Raw genomic sequence first — 21,233 nt, 5'->3', positions numbered from 1 at the left:
GGTTCCCGGCCTGCGGGGGGTGGGGTCGCGACCCTACCCGCATGCGGCGGTGGCGCTGTCACCCGGCCCGGCCGGGCCGGTGGACAGCGCCTCGTTGTGGGATGCGCCGGTCGAGGATCCGTACGACGACGAATACGGCCAGGAGTGGCCCGAGTGCGACCCGGCCGAGGCCGGCTGGCTCTGGGAGGCCGCGGTCGAGGAGGCCGGTCCGGCGGGTCGCGGCCGGCAGTCCGCCGCGCCGGTCGAATCGGCGGCCAGGGGGTCAGAGCCCGAATCCGGGTCTCGTCCGCCGCTGGCGCCGTTGGTGCTGTCACCCGGGATGCGGTTGCGGCTGCGTGCTGCGGTGCGGGCGCTGCTGGCCGCGCCGGGTCTGGTGGGTGCTCCTGATCCGGTGCGACTGGCGGCGGTGGTGCTGATGTCGCGCACGCCGTACGAGACGCGTGCGGTGGTGATCCGCAAGGGCGAGCTGGGCCGGTGGCTGGGACTGTCCGCGGGTCGGATGAAGGCGGTGGCGCGTCTGGTTCGCGACACGGGAGCGGTGTCGGTAGAGACTTTCGCGGACGACTACCGGGTCGACCAGGCCCTGGAGTGCCGGGTGGGCGCACTGGAGGCCGCCCGGGGGGTGGCGGGGAATCCGCTGAACCTGACGCGGAAGGAGCTGGCGGTGCTGCTGCGCCTGGTCGAGGTGCTGTTCGCGCCGGGCTGGGCGACGGCTGGCGGAGGGGTGCGGGACAGGGGTCTGTTGGCCGGGCGGACGGGCCGGGGTGCGGCGACGGACCGGCTGGCGGCGCTGCTGCTGGTGCTGGAGGCCGGGAAGTCCGGGCGGGTGCGGCTGTGCGGTGGGACGGTGAACACTGACGCGGGTCGGCCGGCGGTGACGCTGGCGCGGATGCTGGGCTGTACTCCGGCCGGGGCGGTGGAGGTGCTGGCGCGGCTGGCGGAGGCCGGGCTGGTGGAGCGGCCGCGGCGCGGGGCGGGCGGGCTGCTGTCGCGGTCGCGGATCGTGCTGCCCGCGGTGGCGGCCGCGCACCGGTCGGTACCGGTGGAGTCGGCGGAACAGGCCGGTCCGGTGCGCCGGGAGGCGGCCCGGAACACCCGTGGCGGTGTTGTCGACGACCTCGGCGCTACGACCCCCCTGGATGAGGCTCCTGTGACGGAGGAGAATTCGCAGGTCAGCGAGGTGGACGAGACCGCCGGGGGCGAGATTTCAGACCTCGGCGCTACGACCCCCCTTCACACCTCCCACTCTTTGGTGGTTGAGGTAGTGGGCGATGCTGATGTGGATGGTGGCTTTTCCGGCGTAGCCGCCGCCGTGGCTGAGCACCGTTGGCCGGAGCGTGCGGGTACGCGCGAGGACCACGCCGGCACCGCCTCGGTGGAGCAGGCCGAGGCCCGCCCGACGGTCGGTGGTGGTGTGGGTGGCCCGCTGCGCGGGGACAAGCCGAACACCCCCCTCCCCCTCGACCAGCACGACCAGGAGCTGCCCGTCCCGGTCCGGACCGCGAGCCGGTCGGTGCCGCGGCCGCCGCAGGACCTGGACCAGGTCCTCGCGCCGGTAGAGTGCCTGTGGGAGCGCCTGGACCGGGCCTGGTCCAGGCGCCGGATCGTGGCTGCGGTGCGGGCCGAGCTGGCCCGGGTCGGGTTGTGGACCGGCAACGGCAGCGCCGGCGCCGCGCTGGCCGACCGGCTGCAGCACCGGCTGCGCGAGCAGGGCGGCAGCGCCCTGGTGACCGACCCGGTCGGCTGGCTGCTGGCCAGGGGCCTGCCCCAGCAGGCCGGATGCGCCCATCCGGCCTGCGACGACGGGATCCGGCTGGACACCCGCACCGGCTGCGTGACCTGTGAGACGCAGCTCGCCGACCGCCGCTCGACCCGCGCGGCCCTGGTGCGCGAGGCCGTCGCCCAGCTGCCGGACGGAGCCACCGGCGGCCAGCGTCGTGGGGCGGTCGACGCACACCTGCACCGGCACGCGATGCTGCGCGCCGAGCAGCAGGTGGCCGACCGTCAGCGGGCCGAGCAGCGACGCGTCGAGGCCGACGCCCGCCGGGCCGTACGGCAAGCGCGGGCCGAGGCCGCCGAGGCCGCACGCCGGGCGGCGCCGTGCGAGGACTGCGGCACCGGGAACGCGGCCGGACTGTGCGCGCCGTGCTGGAGCGTGCGGGCCACCCGCGCCGCCGTCCACGAGTGCGTGGACCTGGCGATCGCCGGATCGGCGGACCTCTCGGACCACCAGGACGTCAACGCCATCGCGCGCCAGGTCCACCACGGGCTGCGCCAGGAGATGTTCCGCTCCCGCCCCGCCGGCACCGATCCGTCGGCTCTGCGGGCCTTCAACCTGCTCGCCGTCCAGAACGCTGTCACCGAGTACCGCGCCAGCGCTCTCGTGCTGCTGGCCCGCTCCCCGCTGGCCGATGCCGAGGCCGAACTGGCCCGCGACGCCGCGCTGCGCTCCGCCCACCGCCACCCCACCCGAAGCGCCGCTCGGGAAGCCGCCGACCGTGCCGCCCACGAGGCCCGCGCCAGCACCGCCCGCCACCTCCTCGACCGCCGCCTCAAGTCCGTCAAAGTCCTGCGCGAGCGCGCCGACCGGATCCGCGCGGCCGCCGCCGGGCAGGCCCGCGAGGCGGTGAACGCCTGATGACGCAGCCCCAGACCACGGGCGCCGACCTCGCACGCACCGCCCTGCGCGCCGCCCGCCAGGCCGCCCGCACCAGCGGCAACGTTCCCGCCCAGCGCACCACCCGGCAGGCCACGGTCGCGCGGCGAGGCCCGCGCGAACCCGAGCCGATCGCGGACGTGTTCCTCACCCTGGTCGCCACCCACGGCTGGACCCTCGGCACCGCGGGCGGGGGCCTGCGCGACCGCTGGCCCGCGATCGTTGGCGCCGAGGCGGCCGCCCACTGGCACCTCGCCGGCTACGACCCGACCACCCGCCGCCTGCGCGTGGTTGCCGACTCTCCGGCCTGGGCCGCCCAACTCCGCTACCAGACCCGCCAGATCCTCGCCGACCTCGAGCAGCTGCGGCCCGGCACCGTCCGGCCATCGACGTTCGCGTCGGCCCCGCCCCCGTGGTGCAGCACGACCAGGACCAAGGCGACCGGCCCACCCACCGCGACGACCGGCCGGCCGCGCAGCCGGCGCGGCCCCCGCTCGCCGACCACGCCGCCTACCAGCGGCTCAGCCAGCAGATGCGCGACCAGGCCCAGGCCCGTCAGGCCGCGCTCAACGAACAGGCTGCTGCGACGGAGGAGATCCTCCGCCAGCACTACAACCGCCTGCGTGAACCCGAGGAAGCGCACCGACCCTCCGTCGAAGACGACGAGGAGGCACTGGCCCGAACCGCCCGAGCCCGCGAAGCCCTCGCGCGTCACCATGCTGCCCTTGCCGTTGCCCGCCGGCACGCCGTCCCGCTGCGCACCAACCGTGCCCAACCGGAGACCCTCCCTGGTGCCGCGTGACCAGGACCGCTCCACCGCTCGCCCGCCGACCGCTACCGTCGACCCTGCCGTCCGTCGCCACGGCGGCCGCCACCGAGGAGAGATGACCATGACCACCAGCGGCACGACTGGCAACACCCAGCAGACGGCTCTCGACGGGCCGATCAGGGAGTACATCTGCGAGCTCCTGCGCGCAAACCTGGCAGCCGAGGAGGCGCGCGAGGGAGAGATCCGGCGCCTCGAAGAGACCGGACACCGGATTGTGAGCGGCGGTCAGGCCGGAATGGACTCCTGGGAGATCACAGACTGGCGCTCAGGCGCGGTGATTGAGGCCGGTACAAATGGCCCCGATGGCTACGATGCTGTGGCGGCCCGCCTGGACCCGATGGGCATGTGGTTCCACATCGACCACGTTGGCGAGGGCGTTGACGAGCCCCCGGTGAACTCCTTCGGCCTGCCCGACTCCTTGGCCGACGCGCTGCGCGAATGGCTCTCGCTGCTTTCGACACCGGACAAGGACGTTGCGGCCGTCACCGGATGGAGTGCGGAAGAGATTCAGCGACACCGAGTCGATATGTAGCACCCACCGAGCCCCGCTGCCGGTGCGGCAAGGAACATGGCAGAGAAGCCAACGACACCGGCAAGCACACCCGCCAGCAGCGCGAACGCCACCGGGCCGCTCACGCTGTCGCCCGCGCCACCCGGGCCGGGGCGATCCCGCTGCGCACCGCCCGCCTGGCCCCGCCGCGGACCGGAGCGGCGTGAGTTGCAGCCGGCCTCGCTCGTTCGGGGAAAGCCGGGACAACCGCGCGGTGGTGCGACAGGGTGGCCGCGACAACCCGTTCGCCGGCCCCGGACCGGGCCGCAGCAGATCAGCAGCGAGGTGGAAGCGCGTGAACGAGCAGGACTCGGACGGCGCCAACCCGGCATTCGAGGTGCCCCACGACCTGCGTGCCGAGCAGGTGCTCCTGGGCACGACGATGCGCTCCAAGGAGGCGGTCGCCGACGTCGTCGAGATCCTGCACCCGACCAGCTTCTACCGGGTCGCCCACGAGTTCATCTACACCGTGGTGCTGGAGCTCTACGCGGCCGGGGAGTCCACCGACCCCATCAAGGTCGCGGCGAAGCTGACCGAGCAGGGTCTGCTGGCAAGGGCCGGCGGCCGGGACTACCTGCACAAGCTCGTCAACATGGTCCGCAGCACCGCCGAAGCCGAAGCCCTCGCCCTCCTGGTCGAGGACAAAGCGCTGCGCCGCCGGCTGATCGAGACGGCAACGCGCATCGACCACCTCGCCCACGCCGACACCCCCACCACCGACCTGGTCGAGGCGATCCAGGCCGAGGTGTACGCCGTGACCACCGGCCGCAGCCCGAGCTGGGTCGAGGCGCGCCCGATGGCCGACGTCATGGAAGGCGTCCTCGACGAGGTCGAGGGCATTGGCTCGTACGTCGGCGCCCCGGTCGGCCTGCCCACCGGCCTCGCGGACCTAGACCTGTGGGCATGGTGAAGAGCGATGAGGAGATCATGGAGACGGCCCGGCAGGTCGGTGCGGCGGCGAAGGGGCACAGTCACGGTGGCGTACCCGGACCGTCCTTACCTGGTCCAGGGCATCTCCGTCGACCCGGTGGGCCGGTACCAGGTGATGCCCCACTCCGCGCCCCAGTCCTTGCCGGTCCAGTCGTAGGAGGGTGTCCAGAGTGGTCGGGCCGGTTGAGGTCCCCACTCTTCCGGGTCCGGGCGCACCAGCAACTCGTCCTCATGGGCGTAGCCGCCGGTGAGGACGGTCGCCACGAACTCAGCGAAGCCGCCGTCGAAGCGGTCGAGCTCACCGTCGTCGACGCCGTCGAAGTCGCAGAAGACGGCCACCGGCCACTGTTCCGGGTCCGGGTCGGTGGTCAGCCAGCAGCAGTACACATGGTTGCTGTTCATGCCCCAGGGCAGCAGTCCGCCCGGGTCCGGGAACACGGGGGTGTGCTCCTGGTCCCAGAACTCGTCCTCGCCCTCGACCTGCACCCGGAACTCGGTGTCGGTCTCGAAGCGCCACCCCGCCATGCCGCCCGGCGATCCGAACACGCGGGGACGCAGAACCGGCGACCGCACGCCCCACTCGCCGTTCAGGTTTACCGCGCCGTACAGGTCGATGAACGCCCGGTAGTCCGACGGCAGTTGGACCCCAAGCTCCGCCGGTGCCAGCTCCCATGGCACCCGCGCCGGGGTGTACACCGGCTCGCCCATGATCGCCCGCAGCCGATCCCATGCCTCGGCCATCGCCCGACCCCTCTCCGTCCGTCAGCCTGTCAGAGGCTGCACTTTAGGCCACAGCTCCGACAAGCCAGTGACCCGACCGGAAGACCGCCGGCTGACGAGCCCCGCTCGATCGACGAAACCGTTCGCCGGGTCGAGTACAAGCAGCCGTGGGACGAGGTAACCGCCTCGTCCCGCCCGGCCCATGCACTCGCTGTTTGACACGCCAGCTCATGGGATGTCTGTCAAGTCAGCGAGTTGGTTTTCTGAGATCGGATCCGCTGTTGGGTGACGGTGTGTCAGCTAGCCGGTCATCGTTATGCCAGGCTGAGCGGTGTCAGAGTTGCCGAGTAGAGGAGAACGGCGTGATCGAGCTGCACACCAACTTCGGGGTGATCCGGATTGAGCTGGACCCCGAGAAGGCTCCCAAGACCGTCGAGAACTTCTTGGACTACGTCAAGAAGGGCCACTACGACAACACGATCTTCCACCGAGTGATCCCCGGGTTCATGATCCAGGGCGGCGGATTCACGCCCGACATGGATCAGAAGGCGACCGAGGCGACCATCCACAGTGAGGCGAACAACGGCCTGCATAACACGCGTGGGACCGTGGCGATGGCCCGCACCAACGACCCGCACTCGGCGTCCGCCCAGTTCTTTATCAATCTCAGCGACAACGACTTCCTGGACCATACGGCTCAGACAACGCAGGGCTGGGGTTACACCGTCTTCGGCAGGGTCGTCGAAGGTATGGACGTCGTCGACAAGATCATGGCCGTCAAGACAGGAAGGCGCGGCCACCACCAGGACGTCCCGGTGGAGGACGTGGTGATCGAGAAGGCCACCATCTCCTCGTGACCTGGAACGTCCAGCACATCGGGACACGGAAACTGGTGGCCGCGCCGTCGACGGCCGAACGGCTGACGAAGGGCATCTGGCCCACCCGGGTCATCACCGCTGCGGGGAGCGGGGGCGGAGCGGGATGACCTGGGGATCGTCGGCCACCAGCTGGTCGCGAAGCAGTTGGTTCTCTAGTGTGAGCTGGTTGACGACACGCACCAGGGCTGGGACGTCGGCGCGGAGCTGGCCGAGCTCCTTGTTCTTTGCGGCGATCGTCTTCTTCAGCTTGGCGACAGTGGCCCGCAGGCGGGCTTCGGTGTCCGGGACGACGCCGCGCTGCTGGACGTGGTCGTAGAACTCGTTGCGCAGATCGGGGTGGCGTTGGGTCAGGGCGTTGCGGGGGACTCCGGCTTCCTGGGCGAGGGCCACGATAGTCAGCGCGCCGTTGGAGTGCTGCGCAGTCCCAGCGAAGATGCGCTGCATGGCGGCGCGGATCCGGTCACGTTCATCGAGGGCGGGGGTCATCGCGGCGTTGTCTCCGGCTCGGTGAGGCGGGTGCGGTCGTGTTCGTCGGCCCACGACCCCAGCCGGTCGGCGTTGGCCCGGAGGCGTTCGGCGATGGGCCCGGGGGTGTGGTGGGCCTGCCGGCGGATCCGAGGAGATCGGGGCAGCAATCTGCGTCCTGCGGGACGGGGAGCATGTCGCGTGGCGCTGGACGTGTGGAAGGGCAGAGCGGCCGGGGGGTAGCTGGGTTGTCCGAGACTCATTTAGAGGCAGGGTCCTACTGCCCGTAGTCCTGGACCGACCAGCCTTCGGGAACCTCCCGGACCTCCCGGCCAGGTGCCAGCACCTGGTAGACCGAGGAACCGTCTCTCCAGCTCTCCGACGTGTCGGCCACAGTCGAGATGATCGGTTCCCCAACATCGTCGAACAGCACCACCGGCTCCAGCTCAGAGCCCATGATCGAACCGCTGTCCTCCGGGATGGGCAGCCAACCCACGACCGGCACCACCAGGACCAGACGATCCTCCGGACACCTGAGCGCCACCCGCCAACCAGCCGGCGCAGCCACGAACCCCACCAACACCCTGCTGTTCACCATGACCGACACCCTGCCCGACCCATGCCCTCGCTGACCAACCCTCCGGACAGCGGCCCCCACGCTCGCGGGGATGGCCCTCCGGCCCCTTTCGCGCTGCGCCGGTACGGCGAGCTGGACGCTGATGGCCAGCTCTCTTCCGGAAGGCGAAATCGCTCACAACTGTCCGGGAACCGTGGTGATCTGGCAGACTGCGGGGCCATGCAAACCGTGGTGAGCGAGCTGCGCGGGTGGCTCGTTGGCCTGGACGACGAACGCCTTGGTGACCTGCTGCGTATTCCAACGGTCCTGCCCTTCTCCGCGGGTATCCGGGTCCTGGGACGGCCGGCCGGATCGGCTTGGAAGCCGCGTGAGCTCAGGGCCGCGCGGACCCGTATCGCGACGCTCCCGGTCTCCGACCTGCGTTCCATCGGGCAGCAGGCGATCGAAGCCGCCGCCAATCTGCTCACAGACGCCTACGGTTTCTCCGAGCAGGAAGTCCTGGCTCCGAATCCGGAGCAGCTGCGACTCATGCTGCGGGCACTGCCGCCGACGCTGGCTCGGCTGAGCCTCTTCGCGCTGGCCGACCGGGATCCGGAAATCCTGGGCACCGCCGGAGACGGTCTCACCGGGCTGCTGGCGTGCGCGGACGCGCCCGCCGCCCCCTATCAGTGTTCCTGTGACGGCGATCCGCAGCGTCCGCCGTCCTCCGAGCGAGAGAGCCACCAGGTGAAGAGCGAACCGGTCACCGCCGCGCAGTTGTCAGACACCGCGCGTGAGCTGAGAGAACAGGCCGCTGGCTTAACGGCCGATCTCCTGGTCGCCGCCGACCGGATCGCGGCCGGCCAGCACGTCGCCCCCGATATCGCCGTACCCGTGACCGCGTACCTGGACGCACGCGGCCGCCTCCGTGAGCGGCTCACGGAGGCGGGTCAGGCCTGGGCGGACGACGCGGGCTTCACCGACCTCGATCTGGTTCTGGCCGCGATCGCCGTCGCTGAGGAGGACGTCCGCGCGCGCGAGTCACGCATCGCCGAACTCCAGATTCAGGACCAGCAGCTCGCGGCCATGATCGAGGTGACGGCCGACGAGGTCCTGCGCGGCCACCTCGTCCAGGCGCGCGAGCGCTTCGCCGAGCAGCTGCGTGAGCTGGAGGGTTCGGACGGCGAGGCCGGCACCGCCGTGCCGGGCCCGCGGCGGGAGGAAGCCGTTCTCCCGGGCCCGCGAGTGGTGCCCGACGAGGCGGCAGAGGACCAGTCGGCCCCGACGGCGACCGCGACCCCGCCGTGCGACGAGGAGAAGGCCTCCGTCCCCGCGTGGACCGGGGATGTCACGCCCAGGGACATCGTCACGGAGCCGGACCCCGAGCCGGACCCCGAGCCGGACCCCGAGCCGGACCCCGTGTCCGTGGCCACCCGGAGCCAGGACCCGCTCGACGAGCCGATCGTTCCCGTCCCCGTCCCCGAGCCCGTTTCCGTCCCCGCTCCCGTCCCCGGGGCCCCTGACTCCGGCGCGGGCAGCACGCTGACAGCGGTTCTGGAGGACCGGGGGCCGGCGATACTCCCCTGGTCCGACGCCGAGCAGGGAAGCACTCCCGTCGAGGCCCTCGTCCGACAGGGACGCCTCGCGGAGGCCTACTGGCTCACCCGCGGATCCGACGAGTCGCCGCTGCGCGCCGCCACGATGGCCTTCGCGGAGGCCGCGTTCGCGTGCGAGGACGACCTCGCCGGCACCGCGGTCCTGTCCGCGTTCGGCCACGGCGCCACCGACTTCCGCAGTGACCGTGGCGCCCAGGTGGCCGCCACCGTGGCGTCGTTGCGCGCGGGTCTGGTCGCCGGCTGGCCCAACGACCTGCTCAACCAGCCCGACCCGGCCGCCGGCCTGCCCGAGCCGTGGGCCCAGCTGGTCACGGCGGCCACTCAGACCGTCCGTCACTGTCAGCGCGTCGACCCCACCGGCGGGTGGCTCCTGGAGACGCTGCCCGGTGCCACTGCGGAGCAGATCCGGGAGGAGGCCCGCGGTCTGCTCGCCGAGCTGCCGCGTCGGCGTACCGGCTATGAGCGGGCCACCCAGGTCCTGACGCGGCTCGTCTCCGAGGGCCAGCCGTTGGGCGCCACCCTCACCACGGTCGTCGCTTGGTCCGAGGGCCGGGCCGGTGTGGAGGAACTCGACCAGGCCGCCGACCACTTCGCGCGCCGGGACGCCGGGGAGCGGATGATCGAGGCGGCCGACGCACTGGTCGCCACCCCGAAGCAGGCCAAGGAGGCCATCGAGGCCAAGGCCAAGCGCGCCCTGCTGCGTGCCATCACCGCGGTCGGTGACCTCCTCACCCGCGCCCGGAACGTCGCGCTGACCGAGGCCGGTGCCCGGACCGACGTCGCCTCCTCCCTGCGCCCGCTGCTGACCGCCGCCTCGCAGGCACGGCCGCTGCCCGGAGTCGACGGCGCCCTGCTGGACCTGTTCTGCCAGTGGCTGCGCGGTGAGTCCCGTCCGGTCACCCCGATCATCGTCACCGACACCGACGGCTTCCCCGACGACGTGCGCGACCACCAGCCCGACACGCGGCCCCTGCTCGTCCTGACCGGTCTGCCCCGCCACACCGACGGAAGCCCCGACCCCGACGGCGACGGCTTCGCGCAGGCCCTGCGCCCCCTGCTGGTCGACATCGACGCCTCCGCCGCCCTGCGTGGGCACTGCGAGCACGGAGACCTCCACCTCGCCGAGGAACTGACCGCCGCCCTCGCCCAGGCCTCCGTCCCCTCCGTCACCGAGCCCCCCACCCGGCCCGACGACCAGACGCGCGCCATCGAGGCCGCCCGCACCGAGTGGAACACCCGGCTGCGCGCCGAGCACACCATCGCCTCCGGCCTGCTGGCCGAACTGCGTACCCAGCAGCAGCAGCACCTGGACCCCGTCACCGCACGCGGCTTCGACGCGGAACTCAAGCGCCTGGACCAGCCCCGGCCCACCGGCGCCTACAGGGCGGCCGTGGAGCAGATCAGCGGCCTCGCCGACCGCTTGCGCGACGCCATTCAGCAGTACACGACGCAGCTGCGGGCCGACATCGCCGACCTCGACCTCGACGAGAAGGACCGGGCCCGCTTCGCCGAGCTCATCGCCAACCACGACACCGTCACCGCCGAGGAGTTCTACCACCTGGCCAAGCGCGGCGAACCGCTGCCCGACTGGACCACCTTCGACCGAGGCACCGAACTCACCGAGTTCATGGCCGGTCTCGACGTGCCCGGAGACAGCGCCCGCCACCGGCAGGGCTACAGCGCCCGACCCTGGGCTCGGCACTACGCCCACGGAGGCGAACTCACCGAAGGCGTCCGTACCGCGCTCGATGCCTGGGAATCGCTCTGCAACGCCACGGTGCGCGGCCAGGAGTGGCAGCGCCACCTCCAGCCCGTCCTGCGTCTGCTGGGACTGGAACCCGAACAGGGCTCTCTCGCTCCCGTCGACGACGGCCGGCGCCGTTTCGGGCAGATCCGCGGCACGTTCCGCGCCCGCGCCAGTGAATCCCGCCCCGGCTACGTCGCGACGCTGGGCTCCGACGCCAACGGCCGGTACTCGGTGGTCATCGTCTCCGACGAGCAGGTCGGGCGCAGCGTGCTCGACCTCCTCGACGAACACGACAACGGCGCCACCATCATCCTCTACCTCCACCCGATGGGCCTGTCCGGCCGGCGCGAGCTCGTCGCCCGCGCCCGGGCCGGCTTGCGCCAGGCCCTTGTGGTCGACCCGGCGGTCCTGGGCTGGATCGCGGCCCGTTCCCCGCGCTCCTTTCGCGCGCTCCAGCGCGTCACCCTGCCGTGGGGCGCGTTCCACGCCTACACGCCGTTCGTCGCCGGTCAGGTCCCGCCGGAGGTCTTCTACGGCCGCGACCAGGAGCTGCGGGAGGTCGTCGACCCACGCACCGGCATGTTCATCTACGGTGGGCGCCAGCTCGGCAAGTCGGCGCTGCTGCGCCGTGTGGAGGCGACGTTCCCCGGTGTGCCGCACCACCAGGCCGTCTACATCGACCTCAAGGCCCGGGGCATCGGGGAGGCCGAACCCGCGGAGCGGATCTGGTACGAGCTCGCCCTGGCGCTGCGCGCCGTCGGCGTGCTGGGCGAGAAGTCCTCGGCGGACGCGAAGCCGGACGTGATCGCCCGGCAGATCGAGACCTGGCTGAAGGCGATGCCCGAGCGCCGGCTGCTCGTCCTCGCGGACGAGGCCGATTCCTTCCTGACTGCGGACTCGCGGGCCGTGCACCGGCGCGGTGGGGAGAGCACCTTCGCCAACCTGCAGCGGCTTCGGGACCTCATGGACAACACCCAGCGCCGGTTCAAGGTCGTCTTCGCCGGCCTCCACCAGGTGCAGCGCTTCAGCCACCTCTCCAACGTCGCCACCCTGCACGGCGGTGCCGACGTCCTCGTCGGCCCGTTGCGGATCTCCGACGCCCAGCGCCTGGTCGTCGAGCCGATGGCCGCGCTCGGGTTCGTCTTCGACCACCCCGCGCTGGTGTCCCGGGTCCTGGCCGCGACGAACTACCAGGCCTCGCTCGTCCAGATCTTCTGCGAGCGTCTGGTGTCGACCCTGCGGGAAAAGCCCGTCACCGACGCCCGGTGGCCGATCACCGTGACGGCCGCCGACGTAACCGCCGTCAGCGCCTCGCCCAAGGTCCACGCCCACATCGCCGAACGCCTGCGTGGGACCATCAACCTCGAAGACCGTTACCAGGTCCTCGCCCTGGGCATCGCCCTGCGCAGCCTGCAGGACGAGTACCGCCTCAGCTACCAGGCCGAGAGCCTGCTCCAGGATGCCCGCGACCACTGGCCGGAGGGCTTCCGCAGCCTCACCGCCGCCGACGTGCGGATCTACCTGGAGGAGATGGTCGGGCTCGGCGTCCTCGTCCAGACCCAGCAGCCCGGCGACGACCCGGCGTGGGCGGTGCGCAGCCCCAACGTGGTCAACATGCTCGGCACGAAGGAGTCTCTCCAGCTCCAGCTGAGGGAGACCGAGTTCAGCCTCCCCTACGAGTACAACCCGCGCTACTCCCGGCGCCTGCTCGGCCAGGAGAACGGCATCGACGCCTTCAGCCCCCTGACCGAGGAGCAGTTGCACTCCCTGATCGGGCAGGGGGTGAGCGCGGTGTGCGTGACCGAGGCCTTCCACCCCCGGCGCGTGGTGCAGGCGGTCGAGGTCTACGCCACCGCGCGGGGCATCACCGTCACCCGCGCCGACGGCCGGACCGTGGCCGACGAGGTCACCAAGCGGGCTCGCGACCGCACGCCGCAGGTGATCGTCGCCGACCTGCGCGGCTGCGGCCAGGACGAGCTGACCCAGACCCTCGCGCTCCTCCAGGACCACACGGCGGTGACCCGTTCGGCGAAGAAGGCCCAGGCGCCGGTCCTGCGTTCGGCGGTGATGCTCGTCGACCCGATGGGCATCTACGCCCGCACCGACGTCATCGGACAGGCGATCCGGCCCGAGCGGTGGACCGCCGACAGCCTGCGCGCCTGGCCGGAATGCCCGTTCGCGACCCCCGAGCAGCGCCGGAGCCTCGTCGAGGCCACTGGCGGCTGGCCCGCGTTGGTCGAGGCTGCCGTCCACCAGGCCTCGCGCACGAACACCCCCCTGGATGCCGCCCTGAAGGGCGTGCGCACCCTCACCACCACCCCCGGATTCTCCACCACCCACCTGCAACGGGTCGGACTCGACAACGCCCTCGCCGAAACGCTCTCCCGGTGGACCCAGCTCCTGGACGAGCCCGAGGCGGACACCCCCGCCCGCATCGCCGCCATCATCGACGTCGCGGAAGACCGGATCCTCGGCATCATCCGACGCCTCGCCGATCTCGGCATCCTCGACGAGAGCGACCACGGCATCGCCCTGGACGCCGTCACCTTCCGTGCCCTCGCGGCCCGCGGATGACGGCCGCCACCACGCCCCGGGCAGGTGAGCGGCACACTCTCGCCGCCCTGCCCGGGCCCGGGATCTGGCTGCGCCGTATCGCCGCCGACCTCGACGCCGGTTTCAGCTGCCTTCTGTTGTTTCCCAGGGCGATGCCCGCCCCGGACGTCCTCCTGGACAGCCTTCTTGAACAGCGGGCGCACTGGCGTACCGTTCCACCGCCCGGCGCCGGCGCGGGCTGCCCCGGCCGCGACCGGGCGCCGTCGCCAGGGCACCAGTGGTCGGGACAGCCGCCGGTTCTGGACCTTGACGACGGCTACGCGGCCGACATTCTGACCGCTGCCTACGGCACCGCGTACCCCGTCTCCGCGCCTGCCGTCCCATGTCCTCGGGCCGGCCGCGACCAGGACGCCCGCGACCTCGAAGCCCGGCTCGCGGGTCTCCTGGACACCACCCCCGCAGGCCCTCACGAGGACATCTACCAGCGGCTCACCACCGGCCACCACGCCGACGGCTGTCTGTACGTCATCGACGCCGGCCAGGAGCATGACCCCCAGGCACTCGCCCACCTCCTGCTCCGTCTGCCGGCGGCGGCCAAGGAGGCGGGCCTGCCGCCCCACCGTCGCCCGAGGCTTCTGGTCCTCGCCACCATCGAGGACCTGCCCGACACCTACCCGGACCGGCTCGCCGGCGAGGACGTCGCGGTTCACTGGTGGTGGGGTGCGCTCGGACGCCTGGACACCGCGGCGATAGCAGCGCTGAACCGGCCCGTCACCTCCCGCGTCGCTCTCACGGCCCGCCACCGGGTCGAGGAAGCCGTCGTCCTGGCCACCGTCGTCGAGATCTGCGGCCCCCACCTCGACCATGCCGCCCACCTTTCCGCCACCTGGGACGGCCACCCCGACACCCTGCGTCCCGCCCTCACCCACACCTGCGCCGCTCTCGGCCACACCAGCGGCAGCGTGCCCTGGACCCGTCTTCCCGGCGGACTCTCCCACCGGCCGTCGCAGCCTCTACGGCAACCGTGGAACGCCGGCGAGGTGGACTCCTGGGACGGCCACCTGCGCCAACGACCGGTGGCTCTGCTCGACCTGGGCGCCGAACTGCCACTCGACAAACTCGTCTGGCTCGCGCAGAGCCGAACCCTACTGCCGCTGGTGGACGATGCCCGCGAGGACTTGGTGACCCGCGTCCTGCCCACCTCGACCCTGCCGGCCCAGACGATGGCCGACAGGTACGGCCCCGGCCGGGACATCCCCCGGCCCGGCCCCGGCACGGGACCCGCCGATGTCCTGCGGGGCATGGAACTCGGCACGCTCGCCCGCGCGAGACGTCAGGGACACGTCCGGCTCACGGCCCCGCAGACCGACCGTCTCCACGCCCTGCTCGACGCCCGCAACCGCCTCTCCCACCGACGGCCTCTCGACACCCGGCAACTGGAACACCTCTACCAGCAGCTCAGCCCCTGATCCGGAACCCGTTCACTGGACCGTCCCGCCTCGCCGCGTTCAGCAGTGCCTGTGGGAGCGCCTGGGCCGGGCCTGGTCCAGGCGCCGGATCCTGGTCGCGGTGCGGGAGGAGCTCGCCGCCGTCGGTCGGCTGACCGGCAGCCCGAACGCGACCGCCGCGCTTGCCGACCGGCTGCGGCACCGCCTGCGCGCCGAGGGCGGCGGCGCCCTGGTCACCGACCCGGTCGGCTGGCTGCTCGCCAAGGGCCTTCCGCAGCGCCGCGAGTGCGCCCACCTGGCCTGCGACGACGGGATCCGCCTGGACACCGGAACCGACTGCACGACCTGCGAGCAGCGCCTCGCCGACCGCCGCTCCACCCGCCGGGCCCTGGCCCGCGAGGCGGTCTCCGCGCTGCCGGACGCCGCCACCGCCGAGCAGCGCCGCACCGCGGTCGACGAGCGGTTGCATCGGCATGCGATGCTGCGCGCCGAGCAGCAGGTGGCGGACCGTCAGTGGGCCGAGCAGCGGTGCGCCGAGGCCGACACCCGTCGTGCCGTGCGCGAGGCGCAGGCCGCTGCGGCCGAGGCCGCCCGCCAGACGCTGCCGTGCGAGGACTGCGGTACCCCGGACATGGCCGGCTTGTGCGCTTCGTGCTGGGGCATGCGGGCCACCCGGGCCGCGATCCGCGAGTGCGTGGACCTGGCGCTCGCCGGATCCGCCGACCTGGGCGACCACCGCGACGTCAACGCCGTCGCCACCCACGTCCGCGGCGAGTTGCGCGCCGAGATGCTCCGGGCTCGGCCCGCCGGTGCCGACCTGTCCGGCATCCGGGCGTGCGACCTGCTCACTGTCCAGAACGCCGCCGCCGAGTACCGGGCCAGCGTTCGATCCCGCCGCGCCCCGCACCGACGATGTCGCCCTTGAGCGCGGCATTCGCAGCTCTCGGAGATACCGCATGATCAGCCGACCCGGTGCGGAACAGGCAGCGGCTGAAGGCCGAGAGTGCCTCGGCGAGGGATGTCCCGCCTGCACCCGGGGCCGCGAAGGGCTCGACCGGTTCTTCGACGACGTCGACGAGCGCTACCGTCAGTACGGACAACCGGAGCTCTATCCCTTTGCTGCCGGAAGGCACACACTCCACCGCACGCCCTGTCCCGGCGCTGCCCACGCGATGCGTGGTGCAGGGACCGGCTCGGCGCACGACCGGCCGGTGGGAAGTCGCTACGAGTTCTGCCTTCAGACCCACAGCCACTTGCCCGAGCAGAACCGGGACGACAACTTCGCAACCCGCTACCCCTACCCGGCCCTTCTCGCGATGACCAGGGAGGAGGCGCTGTCCTGGGTGAAGGAACGAACCAGTCCGAAGGGCAGGAAGAACTACAAATTCTGCCGGGTCTGCGTCCCCGAACTCTGACCGACCACTCCGCGACCTGCGCGTTCTCGCCGCCCTCGGCACCGACCAGGCCCAGAGCGACGAGACCACTGCCCGCACCGCGGCCGCCACCAGCAGCCACACGGGATCCGGTGGTTCCAGTCCGTGGGGCTGCCGGCTCGCCTGCGGCAGGTGAACTCAGCGTCGGGTCACAGCGGGATGATTCTGGTGAGGCGTACGAGGTGGTTGTCGATGTCGATGACGTACTCGACCAGGCCGCGTCCGTGGGGGATCGGGAGCCGTCGCCAGTCGCCGGCGTCGTCGCGTGCGGTGCTGGCTTCGAGCCAGGGATTCTCGGCAATGGCGACGGTGAGCGCGACGACCGCGCTGAACAGCTCGACCGGCAGGCCGGGGTCGGACAGAGCGTCCTGAACGGCCTCGGACGGCAGGACCGGCCAAAGGTCGTCCGGGTCTTCGTGCTCACTCACCCGGCAGGTCTCCGCCCCGCTCACGGCGCAGCCGTACGACGTCGGCCATGGTGGCGGTAGGCAGGGTGCCGGCGCGGGCGGCGGCGATGATGCGGTCCTGCCCGGGGTCGGCGTCCATCTCGGCCTCGCACCACCAGCGGTGGAGGACCTGCTCGACCTTGTCGATGGGGGCCTGGCCGAGCTCGCGGTAGAACTCCATCCGGCGGCCTCCCTGCAGCGCTGCGGCGATGCCGTCGGGGGTGCGCTGCACGCGGGGCTGCGGCTGCGGGTGGTGTACGGGCTGGACGCTCATCGGGCCCTCCTCTTCTCGTCACCACGGTATCCGGTGCTGGCCGGTCGATGGGCCGGGCCCGTGGTGGTGGCCCATCGACCGGCCAGCACCGGATTGCCGGGCTCGGCCGCTGTCGCCGTGGTCTACGGGGTGGTGCGCAGGTGGTCCTGGCGGTTGGTGACGAGGGTGCGCCAGCGGGTGCGGACGGTGTTCTCGTCGTCGAGCCACTGCACGGCGGAGGGCTGAGGGAGGGGAAGGCCGGCCATGAAGTGGGCGATGTCCAGGTAGTAGGCGAAGTCGCCGTTCGCGGTGGCGTCGCGCAGCCGGGCGAGGGTGGCGTTCAGGTTGTCCTCGGGGCCCAGGATGGCGTGGTGGAAGGCGATGGCGGTCTCCAGCAGCGCTGCGCCTGCTCGGACGCCAGCTGGTCGCCCGGATCAACGGCAAGGTCGGCCAAACCCTGGTGCGGGACCTACGGGTCCTGGCGCCCCGCGCCATCGCCGCCACCGGCTCCGACCAGCGGGCCGAGCACCACCAGGCCGTCGAGCAGCCCGAGGCCCCGGTCCGCACCCGCAACGACGCGAGCGCCGGCTACCACCGCGCGCTCGCCGAGATCCGCCGCACCGCCCCCGTCGTCGACCCGGCCATCGCGGCCGCCGTCGCCCGCCAGGAGCGGGCCATCCTCAGCCGACGCGAACCCGAGGACCAGTTCGCCCAGGGCCTCGCCGAGAAGGCCGACCAGGAGGAAGCCGCCGCCCGCACCGCGGCCGCCACCAGCAGCCAGGCCCTCGCCGAACGCCGCGCCCGCCACAACAAGGCCCTCCGCGCCGGCGCCGTCCCGCTGCGCCTGACTCGGCCACCGATGATCCTCAGCGGCGCTGCGTGACACGCAAATCGTGACCGGCCTGCAGGGCCGGTCCGCCGTACGAATCCGTGAGCCGGTACCGCCCGAGGTCTCCGCCGGGGACAATGAGGGCAGGTGCCGGGTGAAAGGAAGGGACCTGTGAGCGTTGCAGTCACCGAGCACAGCGGGCCGTGGACCGTCGAGGACGTCCTGGCCCTGCCCGAAGACCCGCGCAACCGGATCGAGCTCGTCGGGGGAGCCCTGCTGATGAGCCCGAACCCCGGCGTCCCGCACCAGCGCGCCAGCCTTCGCCTGGCCATGCTCCTGAGCCTGGCCATCGACAATGCCGAGGCCCCGTTCGAGGCGCTGGAGGCCGTCAACGTCATCGTGCCCGACGGCCTGCTGATCCCCGACCTGGTCATCGCCGACGCCGCTGCGGCCGCCGAGGCCGGCACCACCCTCAGCGCCGACGACATCGTCGTGGCCATCGAGATCGCCTCCCCGTCCACCTGGGTCACCGACAGAAAGATGAAGCCGTCCCTGTACGCCGCAGCCGGCATCGAGCACTACTGGCGCCTCGAACTCGACCCCGCCCCGCGCCTCTACCTCGGCCACCTCGAGCACGGCACCTACGTCGACCGCCTCGTCCAGGTCGGCGAGACCACCCAGCTCACCGACCCGTTCCCCCTCGACCTCGACCCCGCGCGGCTGCGCCGGTAGACCCGGCACGGCACCGAGATGGCCGGGCACCGCGTCGGAGGTGCCCGGCCATCCGCGTTCGGGCACCTGGTGGCGGCCCGGGAACGGTCAGGCCGCTTGGTCGGGTCGGTTGTCGATGACGATGCGGGTCAGGGGACGGCCGTCGACCTGCGTGCCGGAGTCGGCGGGCTGGGTGCGGCGGATCGCGCTGGACAGGTCGATGTAGTAGGCCAGGGCCATGGCGCTGTCCTGGAGGTTTCGAACCGGGTTCGTGCTGGCTTCCCAGTAGGTGTTGAAGAGCGAGTTGACGGCGGCCATGAGGCTGAGTCCGGGCAGTCGAACGGTCACCATGTCGTCCTTGCCGTCGCCTTCGGCCGAGGGCAGCTGGAAGTACTCGGCGGCCGCAGTGCGGGAGGCGATGAACCGCCAGGTGTGCGGGTGGCAGACCAGCTCCGCGGTACTGATCCGGGCGGCGGTCTTCAGGGTGTCGAACAGCGCCGCTTCCAGGGAGGCCCGCACCTGTTCCGCTGTCTGCGGGGACGTCGGGGCCACGGCGGCGGCCGGCTGGGGAACCGGTACCTGGTGCCCGGCGACCGTGGTCAGTTCGGTCAGCATGTCGGTGGCGGCCTGTTCGGTGATGTCGGGGGTGTGGTCGGGCTGCTGGTCGGACACGGAGGTCTCCTTCGCGGGCTCGGTGGTCGGGGTGCCTACGTCGGCGCCCGGGTTCGCGGCGTCGGCCGGCGCTGCCTGGGCGAAGCCCTCGGCTGTCGTCACCGGGTCGGTGGCGGTCGGCTGGGCGGCCGGGGGTGTCGTCAGCTCGGCGATCCTGGTCTCCCAGGCGGCCCGGGCCTCGGCCAGCTCGCGGCGCAGGGCACCGATCTCCTGACGGGCCTGGGCAAGCTCACGCTGATCGCGGTCAAGAACGCGGAGTACCTGCGTGCGGGTCTCGTCCAAGCCCTGGCTGATCGTCGTGACCAGCTCGGTGCGGAACTCCTCGCCACCGGCCTGGAGTCCCTGGAGCTCCCTCAGTAGGGCAGGGGCGGTTTCGGTCCGGAGCAGCGCGATCTCGTCTGCGGTCCTCGTCATGTGCCCTCCCGGTGGCAGAGCGCGGCGGTGGGCCGTGCCCGGGCCAAGCGTGGTCGGCGTTCCACCAGGCAGGGGGCGGGTTGAGCGGTGGTGTCCCGATCCGCGCGATCACTGTCCGGAATCACATCGTCACATCGCAAAGGGGTGCTACGGCCGTTCGATTGACGGTCAGAGGACCGGAATGCTGTCCCGCGCACTGCATCGCCCTGTCGTCTACCGGACCGCGCCCGTGCCCGCGGGTGCTCTGATTCCTTCCGGTGATCCTCGGCCGGACCACTGTCCCGGCCGATGCCCGACGCGCCAACATGGCTGTCATGACCACTCCCGCATCTGAGGCGTCGCTGTCCATCGACGTGATCGACCACTCCCGCGCCGAGCTTGCCGGCGTCCTGGAGAAGCTGCTCGACCTGCTTCCCACTGAGTTCCGCCGCCGGGGCCCCGGCGCGACCGTGCTGCACCTGGACGACGCCGAGGACAGGGCCGGCCCGACGGTCGTCATCCAGGCCGACCAGCTCGACCCGCTCGTGGCGATGCTCGCCGAGCTGTTGCCCGACCGGTAGCTGGCTAACCGGCCCGGCTGCCGACACCGGCGAGCACGCCCGCCAGCTCGTGGACCTGGCCGCAGTGGAGACGGAGCCGGGCGCCCGGCGGGAGTTCCTGGAGGCCTTCCCCCTTCGGCTGACCCCCGCGCCTGCGGGGAGGACAGCGCGGTCGTCGGCTGGAACGCGGTCTTCGACGGCTGACCCCCGCGCCTGCGGGGAGGACTGGCGTCCGCTGCTGGAAGAGCTGGGAGAGACCGGCTGACCCCCGCGCCTGCGGGGAGGACTCCGCGCTCCTCCCGCAGCAGCCGACCGAAAGCCGGCTGACCCCCGCGCCTGCGGGGAGGACACCACCGTCCGTCTGGTGGTCACCGACGCCGGCGGCTGACCCCCGCGCCTGCGGGGAGGACCAGAGCGTCTGCGGATTGGCGGCCGGGACGCTCGGCTGACCCCCGCGCCTGCGGGGAGGACGTGACCTGACCCGCGCTGAGCGCCCAGATCGACGGCTGACCCCCGCGGCTGCGGGGAGGACGTGATCTCCTCGTCGCTCAGCTGGGCCGGCGGCGGCTGACCCCCCGCGCCTGCGGGGAGGACGACCGAGGGCGAGCGCCGCACCCGCGAGGAGGCGGCTGACCCCCGCGCCTGCGGGGAGGACATGCCCATGCCGACGTCGGCGAAGTCGGAGGCCGGCTGACCCCCGCGCCTGCGGGGAGGACTTGTCGCCGGTCGGCTTCTTCTTCTGGTCGGGCGGCTGACCCCCGCGCCTGCGGGGAGGACCCAGATCCTCACCGAGGCACTGGCGTGGACGCCGGCTGACCCCCGCGCCTGCGGGGAGGACCCCGAGACCTACCCCTATAAGGTACTGGCCACCGGCTGACCCCCGCGCCTGCGGGGAGGACCGGCGAAAATGGCTCCGATCCTGTCGGAGGCGCGGCTGACCCCCGCGCCTGCGGGGAGGACACCGGCGGAACACCCTTCGACCGGGCCG

19 protein-coding genes, 1 pseudogene and 1 CRISPR repeat array are annotated in these 21,233 nt (G+C 72.2%); of the genes and pseudogenes, 12 read left to right on the top strand and 8 right to left on the bottom strand.

The window, feature by feature from the left end; genetic code table 11:
- Positions 1–49 precede the first annotated feature (49 nt).
- Together ACFWA9_RS05050 and ACFWA9_RS05045 are read left to right on the top strand one after the other, a co-directional pair.
- On the top strand, positions 50–2,638 hold the full coding sequence (locus tag ACFWA9_RS05050) for a hypothetical protein (RefSeq protein WP_380383224.1): 2,589 nt from the start codon (positions 50–52) through the stop codon (positions 2,636–2,638).
- Positions 2,638–2,958 (top strand): annotated as a pseudogene (locus tag ACFWA9_RS05045) (DUF721 domain-containing protein); the annotation flags it as partial. The gene ACFWA9_RS05050 and the pseudogene ACFWA9_RS05045, both read left to right, overlap by 1 nt.
- Before the next feature lie 23 nt (positions 2,959–2,981).
- Here ACFWA9_RS05045 and ACFWA9_RS05040 read toward each other — a convergent pair.
- Positions 2,982–3,431: a hypothetical protein gene (locus tag ACFWA9_RS05040; RefSeq protein WP_380383230.1), complete on the bottom strand. Its 450-nt coding sequence runs from the start codon at positions 3,429–3,431 to the stop codon at positions 2,982–2,984.
- A 115-nt stretch (positions 3,432–3,546) separates the two neighbouring features.
- Here ACFWA9_RS05040 and ACFWA9_RS05035 point away from each other — a divergent pair, with 115 nt between their 5' ends.
- Together ACFWA9_RS05035 and ACFWA9_RS05030 are read left to right on the top strand one after the other, a co-directional pair.
- Complete coding sequence (locus tag ACFWA9_RS05035) at positions 3,547–4,017, top strand: hypothetical protein (protein ID WP_380383228.1); 471 nt, start codon at positions 3,547–3,549, stop codon at positions 4,015–4,017.
- Positions 4,018–4,330: 313 nt separating this feature from the next.
- Positions 4,331–4,945: a DnaB-like helicase N-terminal domain-containing protein gene (locus ACFWA9_RS05030; protein ID WP_380383222.1), complete on the top strand. Its 615-nt coding sequence runs from the start codon at positions 4,331–4,333 to the stop codon at positions 4,943–4,945.
- Between the two features lie 86 nt (positions 4,946–5,031).
- Here the strand turns inward: ACFWA9_RS05030 and ACFWA9_RS05025 are convergent, their stop codons facing one another.
- The gene (locus tag ACFWA9_RS05025) at positions 5,032–5,706 is read right to left on the bottom strand and encodes an SMI1/KNR4 family protein (protein ID WP_380383220.1); all 675 of its coding nucleotides are present in this window, start codon (positions 5,704–5,706) and stop codon (positions 5,032–5,034) included.
- Positions 5,707–6,047: 341 nt separating this feature from the next.
- Here ACFWA9_RS05025 and ACFWA9_RS05020 point away from each other — a divergent pair, with 341 nt between their 5' ends.
- Positions 6,048–6,542: a peptidylprolyl isomerase gene (locus tag ACFWA9_RS05020; RefSeq protein ID WP_380383218.1), complete on the top strand. Its 495-nt coding sequence runs from the start codon at positions 6,048–6,050 to the stop codon at positions 6,540–6,542.
- A 93-nt stretch (positions 6,543–6,635) separates the two neighbouring features.
- Here the strand turns inward: ACFWA9_RS05020 and ACFWA9_RS05015 are convergent, their stop codons facing one another.
- Both ACFWA9_RS05015 and ACFWA9_RS05010 read right to left on the bottom strand, forming a co-directional pair.
- Entirely contained in the window at positions 6,636–7,049 is a 414-nt protein-coding gene (locus tag ACFWA9_RS05015) for a hypothetical protein (protein ID WP_380383217.1), read from the bottom strand.
- A gap of 256 nt (positions 7,050–7,305) precedes the next feature.
- Positions 7,306–7,626 (bottom strand): hypothetical protein, encoded by a 321-nt coding sequence (locus ACFWA9_RS05010; RefSeq protein WP_380383215.1) that lies wholly within the window; start codon positions 7,624–7,626, stop codon positions 7,306–7,308.
- Between the two features lie 198 nt (positions 7,627–7,824).
- Between ACFWA9_RS05010 and ACFWA9_RS05005 the strand changes: the two genes are divergently transcribed.
- The 4 genes from ACFWA9_RS05005 (at position 7,825) to ACFWA9_RS04990 (ending at position 16,363) form a co-directional block, all read left to right on the top strand.
- Positions 7,825–13,521 (top strand): AAA family ATPase, encoded by a 5,697-nt coding sequence (locus ACFWA9_RS05005; RefSeq protein WP_380383213.1) that lies wholly within the window; start codon positions 7,825–7,827, stop codon positions 13,519–13,521.
- Positions 13,518–14,969 carry a hypothetical protein gene (locus ACFWA9_RS05000; protein ID WP_380383211.1) on the top strand — a complete coding sequence of 484 codons (1,452 nt, stop codon included), beginning with the start codon at positions 13,518–13,520 and terminating at the stop codon, positions 14,967–14,969. The genes ACFWA9_RS05005 and ACFWA9_RS05000 overlap by 4 nt, the downstream gene beginning before the upstream one ends.
- A 100-nt stretch (positions 14,970–15,069) precedes the next feature.
- Complete coding sequence (locus ACFWA9_RS04995) at positions 15,070–15,873, top strand: hypothetical protein (RefSeq protein WP_380383209.1); 804 nt, start codon at positions 15,070–15,072, stop codon at positions 15,871–15,873.
- Positions 15,874–15,904: 31 nt separating this feature from the next.
- Positions 15,905–16,363, top strand: a complete 459-nt coding sequence (locus ACFWA9_RS04990) for a hypothetical protein (protein WP_380383207.1) — start codon at positions 15,905–15,907, stop codon at positions 16,361–16,363.
- A 167-nt stretch (positions 16,364–16,530) separates the two neighbouring features.
- On the opposite strand, the gene ACFWA9_RS04985 is transcribed toward ACFWA9_RS04990, so the two are convergent.
- The 3 genes from ACFWA9_RS04985 to ACFWA9_RS04975 form a co-directional block, all read right to left on the bottom strand.
- Complete coding sequence (locus ACFWA9_RS04985) at positions 16,531–16,809, bottom strand: hypothetical protein (protein ID WP_380383205.1); 279 nt, start codon at positions 16,807–16,809, stop codon at positions 16,531–16,533.
- Positions 16,802–17,101, bottom strand: coding sequence for a DUF6247 family protein (locus ACFWA9_RS04980; protein WP_380383203.1), 300 nt, complete (start codon positions 17,099–17,101; stop codon positions 16,802–16,804). The genes ACFWA9_RS04985 and ACFWA9_RS04980 overlap by 8 nt, the downstream gene beginning before the upstream one ends.
- A gap of 122 nt (positions 17,102–17,223) precedes the next feature.
- Complete coding sequence (locus ACFWA9_RS04975) at positions 17,224–17,346, bottom strand: hypothetical protein (protein ID WP_380383201.1); 123 nt, start codon at positions 17,344–17,346, stop codon at positions 17,224–17,226.
- A gap of 194 nt (positions 17,347–17,540) precedes the next feature.
- On the opposite strand from ACFWA9_RS04975, the gene ACFWA9_RS04970 reads away from it, so the two are divergent.
- Together ACFWA9_RS04970 and ACFWA9_RS04965 are read left to right on the top strand one after the other, a co-directional pair.
- On the top strand, positions 17,541–17,963 hold the full coding sequence (locus ACFWA9_RS04970) for a hypothetical protein (RefSeq protein ID WP_380383199.1): 423 nt from the start codon (positions 17,541–17,543) through the stop codon (positions 17,961–17,963).
- A 117-nt stretch (positions 17,964–18,080) separates the two neighbouring features.
- Positions 18,081–18,641: a Uma2 family endonuclease gene (locus ACFWA9_RS04965; protein WP_380383197.1), complete on the top strand. Its 561-nt coding sequence runs from the start codon at positions 18,081–18,083 to the stop codon at positions 18,639–18,641.
- Between the two features lie 87 nt (positions 18,642–18,728).
- Here the strand turns inward: ACFWA9_RS04965 and ACFWA9_RS04960 are convergent, their stop codons facing one another.
- On the bottom strand, positions 18,729–19,706 hold the full coding sequence (locus tag ACFWA9_RS04960; protein WP_380383195.1) for a hypothetical protein: 978 nt from the start codon (positions 19,704–19,706) through the stop codon (positions 18,729–18,731).
- A 314-nt stretch (positions 19,707–20,020) separates the two neighbouring features.
- Here ACFWA9_RS04960 and ACFWA9_RS04955 point away from each other — a divergent pair, with 314 nt between their 5' ends.
- On the top strand, positions 20,021–20,266 hold the full coding sequence (locus ACFWA9_RS04955) for a hypothetical protein (protein ID WP_380383193.1): 246 nt from the start codon (positions 20,021–20,023) through the stop codon (positions 20,264–20,266).
- 115 nt (positions 20,267–20,381) lie between these two features.
- A CRISPR array of direct repeats spans positions 20,382–21,205; the repeat unit is 29 nt; unit sequence CGGCTGACCCCCGCGCCTGCGGGGAGGAC.
- Between the last annotated feature and the right edge of the window lie 28 nt (positions 21,206–21,233).

It is taken from the genome of Kitasatospora sp. NPDC059973, assembly GCF_042737525.1.
GTDB lineage: Bacteria > Actinomycetota > Actinomycetes > Streptomycetales > Streptomycetaceae > Kitasatospora.
The sequence above is the reverse complement of the archived record's forward strand: the minus strand, read 5'-3'. Positions and strand labels throughout refer to the sequence as shown.